Source organism: Nocardioides sp. HB32, assembly GCF_054058995.1.
Map to the genome: position 1 here is coordinate 3,673,550 of NZ_JBSSBS010000001.1, position 12,513 is coordinate 3,686,062.

Genomic DNA, 12,513 nt, shown 5'->3' on the forward strand with positions numbered 1-12,513 from the left:
CATCGGGCTGCGGGTCCGCGTCGGTGACGGCTGGCTGCGGGTCCGTGGGTGGTGGCGACCGAAGGCAGCGAAGCGGGTACGGCGAGCTGGAGGTCGCCGTGGCTTGCCGGCTTGCGGGTCCGCGTCGGTGACAGCTGGCTGCGGGTCCGTGGGTGGTGCCGACCGACAGGCACCGACGCGGACGAGGCGGGCGCGTGGTTCCGGCTGCTTCCCGGCTTGCGGTCGCGAGGGTTCGCGGGTCGCGAGGGGCCGCGAAATTTCTGCTGAAGAATCTTCCGGAAGTGTCCGAATGCTGGTCAAAACAAGGGTTCTGAGCGTCTCAGTGTCGGTGGTCGGTGCTTGAGTTGAACCATGACAGCGATGACCACACCTCGGCACCGGGTGTCGGTCGCGGTCGCGCGGATGCGGGGTGCGGCCGACGCCGTGGCGGATGCGTCGGTGTGGTCGATGGATGCCATCGAGACGGCGGGGACGCTGATCGAGCTGACCCGGTTGGAGGCGCAGGTCTGCGAGCTGAAGGCCCGGGTGGCGGCGCACGCCGAGGACATCGGGGTGGGCCGGGAGGTGGGTGCCTCGTCCGCGGCGAACTGGCTGGCGCACGAGACGAAGGCGACCCGGGCCGCGGCGTACGCCGCGGTGCGGCTCGGCCGCGACCTCGAGGCCCACTCGCTGACCCGGGAGGCGTTGGCGGCCGGTGCCGTGTTGGCCGACCAGGCGCGGGTGGTGATCCGGTGGGTCGAGGACCTCCCGGACACGGTCCCGGCCGGGAAGGTCGCCGAGGCCGAGGCGCACCTGCTGGCCCTGGCCCGGCACCACGACGCGAAGGCGTTGAACCGGCTCGGGAAGCACCTGTTCGAGGTGGTCGCACCCGCGGAGGCCGACGCCCGCGAAGCCGCGCTCCTGGCCAAGGAGGAGGCCGCCGCCGCCAAGGCCTGCCGGCTCACCGGCTACGACGACGGCCACGGCAAGGCGCACTTCAAGGGCACCCTGCCCAGCTACCACTGGGCCGCACTGCGGAAGATGCTCGGCGCCCTGGCCGCACCCCGACACGTGGCCGCCACCCAGGGTCCCGGGGTGGAGCGGCCGGACACCCCCGAGGCGCTGGGGCGGGCGTTCTGCGAGCTGATCGAGCGCTACCCCGCCGACCAGCTCCCCACCACCGGCGGCGTCTCCGCCACCGCGGTGGTGCTCCTCGACCTCGACGTCCTGCTCGGCCGCCTCGAGAAGGCCGGGGTGCTGGACACCGGGGAGAAGATCTCCCCGAGCATGGCCCGCCGGCTCGCCTGCCAGGCCGGGATCATCCCCGTCGTCCTGGACGGCGACTCCCAGCCGCTCGACGTGGGCCGCAAGCGGCGCCTGTTCACCGAGGCCCAACGGACCGCGATGCTGGTCCGCGACCGCGGCTGCCGCGCCCAGGGCTGCGACCGCGCCACCGGCCTCCACGCCCACCACAAGACCCGCTGGACCGACGGCGGCCACACCAACCTCGCCGACGGCATCTCCCTCTGTCCCTGGCACCACGCCCGCGCCCACGACACCAACTACCAGACCACCCACCACCCCAACGGCGACGTCACCTTCCACCGGCGAACGTAAGAGACGGCCGAGGAAGAGCAGACATCGTGCACGACGCACAGGCAGCAACGAGGCAGACGACCGCACGCCCGTGCGTAGAGGCGAGGACCAAGCGGCGGCGGTAGGTCCCGCGGCGGCCGCATCGCGATGCGGCGTGGCCGGACGTGCTGGGCAACGAGCCCCTCACCCGGCCGCGCGAGGGCGCTCTCACCGGGTGTGTCCTCATTGAGGCTCGCCTTGGGCAGACACGTTTACCGGATCTGCCGATGAGCGGTCGTGTCACTTCGGCTCGCCCAGATTGACGCAATCCTTGTATCGGGGCTGCCGCGTGGCGGGAACGGTTCCTAGGCAGCGCCGACCTTCCTGGGCATCAGAACCAGCCGTACCCCGGTCACCAGCAGCCACACGAGCCAGGCGGCGTAGCCGAGCAGCCCCACGAACAGGATCGGCGAGCCGTCAGCGATCGCGAGGTTGGCCACCCCGGCGGCGATCAGCAGGCCTCCCCCGGCCACGCCGAGCACACGCTGCCACGGCGCCGCCAGCCGACTCGCATGCGCCGCCAGCGCAGCGCCGATGAAGGTGGTGCCGAGCGCCGACAGCGCCAGAGCGAATGCTCCTGCATGCAGCTGCCAGACGAGCTCGAACAGCGGGCTCGGCTTGGCGAGCTCGCCGGCGGACAATACGACTCCGTTCCACAGAACGGCGTAGAGCGCGAGGAGCGCCGCGACAGTCGCGCCCGCGGCCACCGCGAGGCGCGACCAGTCGGCGCCCGCACCCCCGCGACGCCCGACCAGCCCGTGGAGACCGGTCACGAACACGAGCAGCAGCGGCAGGTTCAGCGCCTCTGAGCCGACCGCGATCGCGACCGCGCCCCGGTGCTCCGCGTGGAAGGCGAGCACCTTCTCGATCGGGTCGCCGAAGCCGGGCGCTCCGGCCCAGACCAGCACCGCATTCTGGATGACCAACGACGCTACCAACGCGATCGCCGCCGCGCCCACGACCCGCTCCCCGAACGCAGGGGTCGGGATCGGCCCCCTCGTTGCCACTGCCGCGCTCGCAGGCACATGCTGGGACTCCACAGCTTTGTCGCTTTTGTGCGGCCATCTCATGTCTTGCTCCTTCGGGCGCCGTCAGCGGAACCTTGTTCAGGGCCACAGCATGCCGCAATCAACATCGGGGTCTGCTGCACGAGTAGGTGACATCTGATCTGCGTCGATGTGTGTCGACGCTGGAAGGGTGTGCGCCATGCCGAAGGCGTTTCCCAAGGAGTTCCGCGAGGACGTCATCCGGGTCTATCGCGACTCAGATGCCTCCCTTGCTCGGGTCGCGAAGGACTTCGGCATCTCGCCGTCGTGCCTCAAGCGGTGGATCAGGATCGATGACCGCAACTCGACCGACCCGTCGCCTGCTGCCCGGGCCGCCAACGAGTCCGATGCGCTGCGTGAGGCGAACAAGCGGATCAAGCTCCTGGAGCAGGAGAACGAGGTGCTGCGCCGCGCAGCGGCCTACCTTTCCCAGGCGCACCTGCCGGGAAAATGATGTACCCGCTCGTCCGCGAGCTGGCCGCCGACGGGATCCCCGTCGCGGTGACGTGCCGGGTCCTCAACCTCGCCCGCCAGCCGTACTACCGCTGGCTCGCCCAGCCGGTCAGCGACGCGGAACGGACGGCTGCGTACAGGGCCAACGCCCTGTTCGACGCACATAAGGACGACCCGGAGTTCGGCTACCGGTTCCTAGTCGATGAGGCTCGCGACCCCGGTCAGCCGATGGCGGAACGGACCGCGTGGCGCATCTGCTCCGAGCTTGGCTGGTGGTCTGCGTTCGGGAAGAGGCGCGGCCGCAACGGCAAGAAGCCCGGGCCACCGGTCCATGACGACCTGGTGGAACGGCATTTCACGGCTGATGGGCCGAACACGTTGTGGCTCTCGGACATCACCGAGCACTGGACCCGCGAAGGCAAGCTCTACCTCTGCGCGATCAAGGACGTCTACTCCAACCGGATCGTCGGCTACCCCATCGACTCACGCATGAAGTCGCGGATCGCAGTCGCTGCACTCGACAACGCCGTCGCGCGCCGCAACGCCGAAGGTGTGGACGTGGCCGGCTGCGTGCTGCACACGGACCGAGGGTCGCAATTTCGGTCCAGGAAGCTGGTCCATCAGGTCAACCATCACCACATGATCGGATCGATGGGCCGAGTCGGCGCGGCCGGCGACAACGCTGCAATGGAGTCGTTCTTCTCGCTGCTGCAGAAGAACGTCCTCGACCGGCGGCTCTGGAACACCCGCGAGGAACTGCGGATAGCGATCGTGACCTGGATCGAGAGGAACTACCACCGCCGCCGCAGGCAGGCCGCTCTCGGCCGGTTGACACCGGTCAAATACGAGTTGATCATGACACCGGCCTCCACCCAGGCGGCCTAACCCCGACTGTCACCCGTTCGTGCAGCAGACCCTCGGGGACCACCCCGATCTACGTCCTGGCCTACCCTGGCGCTGCTGTGGCGCTGCTGAACGCTGACTCGGGAAACGCACTCATCTGCCGCGATCCGCGCGAATAGGGACACACCACCCAGTCAGAGAGAGTTCGGCAGGGCAGGGACGTTCACCGAGGTCAACCGTCGGCTCGAGGCGTTCGGGGTTGGGGCCGTGGACTGGGCCATCACGTGAGCCTCTGATGCCCCGCGCGGTTCGACGAGAGCCGGGAGCCGAGGTCCTCAACGTCGCCGCATCTCCCGGACGAAGATCCAGATCAGCCACAGACCTCCGGTGATGAGGACGAGGATCACGTCGAGGGCGAAGCTGCCGATGCCGTAGTTCCTGCGGGACATTCGTTCCACCTTCCGGGGCCTTGGCCTGCAAAGAACGGGCAGTACCCGTTCTCCGGAGACGCAAGGCCGCGGGCGGGCGAGCGTCCCGCTAGGAAGCCGTCGGCGCGTCGAACTCCTCGAGCGCCTGGTCGAACGCGCGGCCGGCCGCCTGCCACGGTCCCGACGGCCCGACCTCCCCGGCCAGGCCGAGCAGCTGCGGGGTCAGTTCCGCGCTGAACCCTTCGCTGGCCTCGCGCGGGAGCAGCGAGGGCAGGTTGTCGATGGCGATGACCTCCAACGGCGCGCTGCCGTGCTCGGAGGTGCCGTCGTGCAGTCGCCGGACCGGTTCCTGCCAGGTGGTGATCTCGGTGTTCACCGGGAGCATGTTCGTCGGGCCGGTGACGTCGCAGGTCACGTCCGCGAGAACCCGGAGCCGGCGCTCGTGGTCCAGGTCCGCCTGCTCCACGAACGGAGTCGTCGGGGTGTGCGTGACGACGCAGTTCACCAGCAGGTCGTGGCCGAGCAGGGCCTGCTTGTGCAGGTCCCGCGTCTCCGGGCGATCCCACCGGGTGATCGGCAGACCAGCGGTCATCAGCGCCCTCTGGGCGCCTCGACCGGACCGTCCACGCGCGCCGGTGACCAACGCCAGCAGCTGGTCGGCTCCCGCCTTCCCGGCCTGCTCCAGCTCGGTGTCGAGCTCGTGCTTGGCCATCGGGGCGAGCGGCGCGGCCAGCATGCCGGCCAGGTGCAGCACGCCGAGCGCGGCCCCGACGTAGCCGGCCCAGTAGCCGAAGGCGACGACCCGCTTGCCGTGTTCGTCGGTGAGGTACTCGATGTCGAGCAGCCGGCCTCCGCCGCGGCGGAACCGCTCCAGGGTGCGCCGGGCGTCCTCCTGGCCCTTGAATGCGTGCGCGAAGTAGATGTGCCGGTGCCGGAGCGACGCCGGCTCGTCCGGGAGCTCCTTGATCCCGAGGACGTAGGCGTCGTCGGGTGCGTCGACCCAGGTGCCTTCGGCCACGACGGACGCTCCAGCCGCGGCGTACTCCTCGACGTCGAAGATCCGTTGCGGCGACTCCTCGACGGTCACCTCGATCCCCGCGTCCAGCAACACCGGGACGTCGGCAGGTACGACGGGCGCACGTCGCTCCGTGCCGCGGGACTCGGACCGGATCCACACCTGGAGGGGATGCATGCGCACAGGATGGCATCGTCGGCCGCGGCGGGCGCGACCCCGGGTCCTCAGCGCCGGGAGAGGTCCGCCGCACCGATCATGCCGGCCTTGTTGCCCAGGCGGGCCTTGCGGATCTCGGGGATCGGCCGGAAGCCGCGGCCGACGAGCTGCCCTGCGAACGCCGTCCGGGTCGGGTCGAGCAGCAGCTCGTCCGCCTCGCTGACACCGCCGCCGATCACGACGACCTCCGGGTCGAGGATCTCGGTCAGCGACGCGATGCCTTCGCCGAGCCAGCGGCCCAGCTCGGCCAGCTGCTGGGTTGCCCCGGCGTCGCCGGCCTGGGCGGCCTCGGTGATCAGCGGCCCGGTGATCCCCGTCAGGTCGCCGCCGGCCCGCCGCAGCATCCCCTGCGCGATCTGCGCGCCGCTCATCGCCAGCGCCCGGGCCTCGCGCACCAGCGCCGACCCGGACGCGTACTGCTCGAAGCAGCCGTGCTTCCCGCAGCCGCACAGGATCCCGTTCGGCACCACCCGCATGTGCCCGATCTCCGCACCCACCCCGTTCGCACCGCGGTAGACCTCGCCGTCCAGCACCAGGCCACCGCCGACACCGGTCCCCACCGTGACCAGCAGCAGGTCATCGGCGTCGTGGGCCGCGCCGTACCGGAACTCACCCCACGCCGCGGCGTTCGCGTCGTTCTCGATGACCACCGGCAGCTCCACGCGCTTCTCGAGCTCGGCCTTCAGGTCCTCGTTGCGCCACGCGACGTTGGGGGCGAACAGCACCACCGCGCGCGCCTTGTCGACGTACCCGGCCGCACCGACCCCGACCGTCGCGATCGGGTGCCGCGAACGCAGCTCCGTGACCAGGCCCGCGATCGCCTCCTCGATCGCCTCCGCGTCGGTCGCCGGCGACTCGACCCGGCAGCTCCTCGAGGATGCTGCCGTCCTCGTCGACCACGCCGCCGGCGATCTTGGTGCCCCCGACATCGATCCCGCAGGCCAGGCTCATCGCTCACCCTCCTCGGGATCAGTGTCCTCGGGCCAGTCACCGTCGTCATCGTGGCCGTCGAGGTCGATGTGCTCGACACTGCCACCCCGGGCGTCGGGCGAGGCGTTCGCCATCAGTCCGGCCGCGGCCTGGAGGAACGTCGTCGCGGCCGTCGCGAGCTGCGTCCGCACCTCCGGGCTCAGCCCGCGCACCGCGTGCACGGTCCGGCAGATCGGGCAGTACGTGCACTCCTCGGCGCCGGTCGCGACGTGGCTCTCGACATCGTGCGCCGCGTCCTTCGCCCACTCCGAGAGGGCAGCCAGCAGCTTCGCCGCCTCGTCGGCCACGGACCCGACGTCATCCCGGTCCCCGCTCATGTCACCTTCCGGCCTCGTCCGCGGGGTCCTCGACGAACCGCACCTGCAGTTCCCCCTGCTCCACCCGGGCCCCGGCGATGCGGAAGCGCGCCAGCCCGGACGGGAGCGTCAGCAGCCGACGATACGATCCCACGGTCACGACCAGATCGTCGCCATTGCGCGCCAGGTCCACGTCGGCGGGTGAGACGAGCGGCAGCGCGAGGCGGAGCACCGCGCCGGCCTCGGTACGCCGGATCCGGAACGGTCCACGGCCCGTCCCGGTCGCCAGCGGGTCGGCGCCGGCGTACAGGTCGCGCGCCATCGTCACCACGGACTCGACCCCGACCGGCTCGCTCGCGCGGTACTCCGAGCGCCAGATCGGCAGCCCTGCGAACGACTCGCCGACCCGCTCCAGCACCTCGTCCTGCGCGACCACCCAGCCGGCCCGCCAGTCGTCGGCGCCGTCGGCGGGGAACACCCGGTTCGCGACCACGCCGTCGACGCGGTAGCCGAAGAGCGAGAGCGTCGTGTACGAGCGTCGGGCCTCGGCGAGCACGACGTTCTCCGGGGTGAGCACGAGCCGGACGCTCGAGTCCGGTCCGCTGAGCAGCTGGCGGACCTCCTCGAGCTCGGCGTGCAGCCGCTCCACGGCGTCGAAGACGGTGTCGCCGGGCATCGGGACACCGGCGGCGCGGTTCAGGACGGGCCGCAGCGCCTTGACCACCCGCCGCTCGACCGGGAGCACGCGGTGCATGTACCAGCCGAGCGCCTCGGGGAGCGCCAGCAGCCGCAGCGTCTCGGCGGTCGGCGCGCAGTCGACGACGATCACCTCCCAGTCCCCCGACAGCGCCTGGTGGCGCAGCTCGAGCAGCGCCAGCACCTCCTCGGCGCCCGGGATGACCGTGAGCTCCTCGGCCGCGACCGGGTCGACGCCCGCGGCGTCGAGCACGGACAGGAGGTACCGCTGGATGTCGGCCCAGGACTGCTCGAACCGCAGCTGCGCGTCGACCTGCTGCACGAACAGCTGCTCCGCCACCTCGGTCGGCTCTGCCCCGATGGCACCGGTCGGGCAACCGAAGGCGTCGGCCAGCGAGTGCGCCGCGTCGGTGGACAGCACCAGCGTGCGGCGACCCTCGGCAGCCGCCAGAGCCGCGGTCCCGGCAGCGACGGTGGACTTCCCGACCCCGCCCTTGCCGGTGAAGAGCAGGATCCTCAGAGCGACTCCACGCGCTTCTTCAGGCCCTTGAGCGCGGTGTCGATCAGGATCTTCTCGCCCTTGCGCTTGAGCATGCCGATCAGCGGGATCGAGACGTCGAGGGAGAGCCGGTAGGTCACCTCGGTGGAGCCGTTGCCCAGGTCGCGGAGCACGTAGGCACCGTCGAGCGCACGCAGCATCTTGCCCTCGACCAGCGTCCAGGTGACCTCGTCGTACCCGTCCCACTCGTAGGCCAGCGTGTACTCGTCCTTGATCGGGCTGACGTCCAGCGCGAAGAACACCTGCTCGGCCCAGCCGTCGGGTCCGTCCTTGACGACCTCGGCCCTGGTCACGCCCTTCGCCCACTCGGGGTACGCCGGGAAGTCGCCGATCACGCCCATGATGTCCGCCGGGTCGGCGTCGATGACGATCGACGAGGTGGTCTGCTCGGCCATCGGGTCCCCTTGCTCCACGGGCTGGTGTGACTCGGGCAGCGAGCGTACCGGATGGACCGGGGCCCCTCGCCACGCGGTAACGTCGGCTCGTGCGTGAGTTCTCGACCCCGATGACGACCGGTGTCCCGGCCACCGGCAACCTCACCGACGACGTCGTGAACAACGCCCGCGACGCCGGCGACCGGGTGCAGTTCAGCCGTCCCGGTGCCGACGGTTGGGAGGACGTCACCGCGGCCGGCTTCCTCGCCGAGGTCAGCGCCGTGGCGAAGGGCCTCATCGCGGCCGGCATCGAGGTGGGCGACCGCGTCGCCCTGGTCTCCAAGACCCGCTACGAGTGGACACTCCTCGACTACGCGATCTGGTTCGCGGGCGCGGTCACCGTTCCCGTCTACGAGACCTCGTCCGCCGAGCAGATCGCCTGGATCCTCCAGGACTCCGGAGCCCGGGCCGTGGTCGCCGAGGGTCCGGACCACCTCGCCCGGATCCGGGAGGTGCGCGGCGGCCTCGACGAGCTCAACCACGTCTGGTCGATCTCCGACAACGCCATCGGCACGCTCACCAGCCTGGGCGACGACATCTCGGACGAGGAGCTGGAGAAGCGGCGTACGTCGGCGACGCCCCTCGACCTCGCCACCCTGATCTACACCTCGGGCACCACCGGGCGGCCCAAGGGCTGCATGCTCACCCACGGCAACTTCATGTTCGAGCTCGCGGTGGCCCTCGAGGAGCTGCCCGAGCTGTTCGACACCGACGACGCCTCGACGCTGCTCTTCCTCCCGCTGGCCCACGTGTTCGCGCGGATCATCCAGGTCGGCTGCATCAAGTCCCGCACCCGGCTGGGTCACAGCGCCGACATCAAGAACCTGCTGCCGGACCTCCAGGCGTTCCGGCCGACGTTCATCCTCGCCGTGCCGCGGGTGTTCGAGAAGGTCTTCAACACCGCCTCGCAGCGGGCCACCGCGGACGGCCGCGGCAAGATCTTCGACCAGGCCGCACAGACCGCCATCGACTACTCACGCGGGCTCGACCGCGGCCGGCCCTCGGTCGCGACCCGCGCGAAGCACGTGGTGTTCAAGAGGCTGGTCTACGGCAAGCTCCTCGACGCGCTGGGCGGCCGGTGCGTGTACGCCGTGTCCGGCGGCGCTCCGCTGGGCGACAAGCTCGGCCACTTCTACCGCGGCATCGGCCTGACCGTCCTCGAGGGCTACGGCCTGACCGAGACCACGGCCGCCCTGACCGCGAACCTCCCGGCCGCGATCAAGGTCGGCTCGGTCGGGCGGCCGCTGCCCGGCACCGCCGTCCGGGTGGCCGACGACGGCGAGCTGCTCTTCCAGGGCGGCCAGGTGTTCGCCGGCTACTGGCACAACGAGCAGGCGACGATCGAGGCGTTCGAGCGGGACGGCTGGTTCCACACCGGCGACCTCGGCGAGGTCGACGACGAGGGCTTCGTCCGGATCACCGGCCGCAAGAAGGAGATCATCGTGACGGCCGGCGGCAAGAACGTCGCGCCCTCGGTGCTCGAGGACCGGGTCCGGCTGCACTTCCTCGTGGACCAGTGCATGGTGGTCGGCGACGGGCAGCCCTTCATCGGCGCCCTGGTGACCATCGACCGCGAGTCCCTCCCGATGTGGGCCGAGCAGCACGGCAAGACCGGCACCGTCGCCGACCTCGTCGACGACCCCGACCTGCGGGCCGCGATGCAGGAGGCCGTGGACGACGCCAACAAGGCCGTGTCGAAGGCCGAGGCCATCCGAAAGTTCGCCGTCCTCGCCGACGAGTGGACCGAGGAGAACGGCCAGCTCACGCCGAGCCTCAAGCTCAAGCGCAACGTCGTGATGCGCGAGTTCAAGGACGACGTTGCCGCCTTGTACCAGTGAATCCAGGTCCATTACCCAGGAGTAGCGGGTTTCCAAACCTTGGTCCCGCAGTGGTCTGCTCCGCCGATTCACACGCGTCAAGAACGGCTCTACAGTCCGGCTGAGGAACCGGACTGTCGGGGGTGAGAGTCCGGTTGTCCGCCGTCGTCAGATGGGAGGGCATCCGGGGATGGACCGACGACGACTGCTGATCCTGGGCGCGGCCGTGGTGGCCGTGCTGGGGGTGGCACTGGTACTGACGTACGCCCGCAGCGCCGACGCGCGCGCCGAGGACCGCTTCGGCGGGGTCGACGTGCTCGTCGCGACCCAGCAGCTCGCACCCGGCGAGACCATCGAGGCGGCCGAGGCGGCCGGCAAGATCGGCACCGCCAAGGTCGCGCGCGGCGACGTCCTCGACGGCGCCGGCGCCACGGCGGACGCGTTGAAGGGCGAGGTCGCGCTGGTGCCGATCTACCCCGGCGAGCAGCTGATCGCCGCGAAGTTCGGGTCCTCCGCCGAGGCTGCCGCGACGCTGCCGATCCCGCCGGGGAAGATGGCCGTCTCGGTCAACCTCACCGACGCGGCGCGGGTATCCGGGTTCCTCGAGCCGGGCTCGGAGGTGTCGGTGTTCCTCAACGGCACCGACCCGCAGACCGGCCAGACGTTCACCCGGCTGCTGCTGCCCCGGGTGACCGTGCTCGGCGTCGGCTCGACGGCACCCGTGACCACGACGACCACCGGCGACGACGGCGCCCCGACGACCGAGGAGCTGCCTCGCACGCTGCTCACCGTCGCCGTCGACCAGAAGGACGCCCAGAAGGTGCTCTACGCGTCCTCGAACGGCGAGCTGGCGTTCGCCCTCATCAACGGGGACAGCAAGGTCAAGGGCGGCGGCGGCGGCGTGACCTCGACGAATCTCTTCGAGTGAGGGTGAGCTGATGCCCGTCGTCGTCGATCCCGACCCGACCGCCGTCGCCGAGCTGCTGACGGCGATGCCCGACTCCGCGCACGGCGTCGACTCCACCGAGCGGCTGGCCGCCTGGCTCGCCGAGCACACCGAGGAGTACCTGGTGCTGCTCGGTCCGCACCTCGACCTGGACGACGCGCTCGCGGTATGCGAGGGCCTGCGCACGGGCCGGCCGACGGTCAGCGTCGTGCTCGCGCGGGACGCGATCGACGCGGGGCTGCTCGGCCGGGCCATGAAGGCCGGCGCCCGCGACGTCGTACCGGACCACGACCTCGATGCCGTCGCGGCCGCCGCGAACCGCGCCCACCAGCTGTACGTCGCCCTGCGCGGGCCGTCCGGCGCCACCCAGCACGGGAAGGTGGTCACCGTCTTCTCGCCCAAGGGCGGCGTCGGCAAGACCACGATGGCGGTCAACCTCGCACTGGCGCTCGCCGACCGGGGCGCCCGACGGGTGTGCCTGGTCGACCTCGACCTCGCGTTCGGCGACGTGGCGATCACGCTGCAGCTGTTCCCGTCGCACACGATCGAGCACGCGATCGGCTCCGAGGACGCCCTGGACGCCGCACTGGTCGGCACCCTGCTGACCCGGCACCAGGACGCGCTCATGGTGCTCGCCGCCCCGAGCCAGCCCGACGTCCGCGAGCGGGTGACGCCCGCGCTGGTGAGCCGGGTGCTGGCGCTGCTGCGGGAGTCGTTCGACTACGTCGTGATCGACACCGCCCCGGCGTTCGACGAGCCGACGCTCGCCGCGCTCGACGAGACCGACGAGTGCGTGGTGATCGCCACCCTCGACGTACCGACGCTGAAGAACGTGCGGGTCGCGCTCGAGACGCTGGAGATGCTCGGGATCGCCCGCGGCCACCGGCACCTGCTGCTCAACCGCGCGGACGACGCGGTCGGGATCGGGCCGGACAAGGTCGAGGCGATCCTCGGGCTGTCCGTCGCGACCCAGGTCGCCACGTCCATCGACATCGCGGCGTCCACCAACGCCGGCACCCCGATCGTCGTCGGCAAGCCGGACCACCCCTCCAGCACCGCGATCCGCGGCCTGGCGACGCGGCTGACCGGGGACCCGGCCGAGCCGGCCGCCGAGCAGCTGACGCCGGCCGGCCGCCGCTTCCGGATCCGGAGGTGACCCG

11 protein-coding genes are annotated in these 12,513 nt (G+C 71.0%); 5 read left to right on the forward strand and 6 right to left on the reverse strand.

Annotation, left to right across the window (positions count from 1 at the left end):
* Positions 1–360 precede the first annotated feature (360 nt).
* Entirely contained in the window at positions 361–1,596 is a 1,236-nt protein-coding gene (locus ACVW2K_RS18450; protein WP_457203513.1) for a DUF222 domain-containing protein, read from the forward strand.
* Between the two features lie 323 nt (positions 1,597–1,919).
* Here ACVW2K_RS18450 and ACVW2K_RS18455 read toward each other — a convergent pair whose 3' ends face one another.
* Complete coding sequence (locus ACVW2K_RS18455; protein WP_457203514.1) at positions 1,920–2,621, reverse strand: hypothetical protein; 702 nt, start codon at positions 2,619–2,621, stop codon at positions 1,920–1,922.
* Between the two features lie 199 nt (positions 2,622–2,820).
* Between ACVW2K_RS18455 and ACVW2K_RS18460 the strand changes: the two genes are divergently transcribed.
* A protein-coding gene (locus ACVW2K_RS18460) for an IS3 family transposase (RefSeq protein ID WP_457203515.1) occupies positions 2,821–3,998 on the forward strand; the annotation gives its coding sequence in 2 pieces (ribosomal slippage) (positions 2,821–3,105 and positions 3,108–3,998; 1,176 coding nt in all).
* 495 nt (positions 3,999–4,493) lie between these two features.
* Here the strand turns inward: ACVW2K_RS18460 and ACVW2K_RS18465 are convergent.
* From ACVW2K_RS18465 to ACVW2K_RS18485, 5 genes are read right to left on the reverse strand one after another with little or no spacing between them, the layout of a single operon-like run.
* A complete protein-coding gene (locus tag ACVW2K_RS18465; RefSeq protein WP_457203516.1) occupies positions 4,494–5,576 on the reverse strand; it encodes a saccharopine dehydrogenase in 1,083 nt (360 codons plus the stop codon).
* A gap of 47 nt (positions 5,577–5,623) precedes the next feature.
* On the reverse strand, positions 5,624–6,544 hold the full coding sequence (locus ACVW2K_RS18470) for an ROK family glucokinase (RefSeq protein WP_457203517.1): 921 nt from the start codon (positions 6,542–6,544) through the stop codon (positions 5,624–5,626).
* Between the two features lie 18 nt (positions 6,545–6,562).
* A complete protein-coding gene (locus tag ACVW2K_RS18475) occupies positions 6,563–6,922 on the reverse strand; it encodes a hypothetical protein (RefSeq protein ID WP_028635996.1) in 360 nt (119 codons plus the stop codon).
* 1 nt (position 6,923) lies between these two features.
* Positions 6,924–8,117: an ArsA family ATPase gene (locus ACVW2K_RS18480; RefSeq protein WP_457204092.1), complete on the reverse strand. Its 1,194-nt coding sequence runs from the start codon at positions 8,115–8,117 to the stop codon at positions 6,924–6,926.
* On the reverse strand, positions 8,114–8,551 hold the full coding sequence (locus ACVW2K_RS18485) for an SRPBCC family protein (protein WP_457203518.1): 438 nt from the start codon (positions 8,549–8,551) through the stop codon (positions 8,114–8,116). Before ACVW2K_RS18485 ends, ACVW2K_RS18480 begins: the two co-directional genes overlap by 4 nt.
* Before the next feature lie 89 nt (positions 8,552–8,640).
* Here ACVW2K_RS18485 and ACVW2K_RS18490 point away from each other — a divergent pair, with 89 nt between their 5' ends.
* From ACVW2K_RS18490 to ACVW2K_RS18500, 3 genes are all read left to right on the forward strand, one after another.
* Entirely contained in the window at positions 8,641–10,428 is a 1,788-nt protein-coding gene (locus tag ACVW2K_RS18490) for an AMP-dependent synthetase/ligase (protein WP_457203519.1), read from the forward strand.
* Positions 10,429–10,597: 169 nt separating this feature from the next.
* Positions 10,598–11,335 (forward strand): Flp pilus assembly protein CpaB, encoded by a 738-nt coding sequence (cpaB, locus tag ACVW2K_RS18495; protein WP_457203520.1) that lies wholly within the window; start codon positions 10,598–10,600, stop codon positions 11,333–11,335.
* A gap of 10 nt (positions 11,336–11,345) precedes the next feature.
* Positions 11,346–12,509, forward strand: a complete 1,164-nt coding sequence (locus ACVW2K_RS18500) for an AAA family ATPase (protein ID WP_457203521.1) — start codon at positions 11,346–11,348, stop codon at positions 12,507–12,509.
* Positions 12,510–12,513 lie beyond the last annotated feature (4 nt).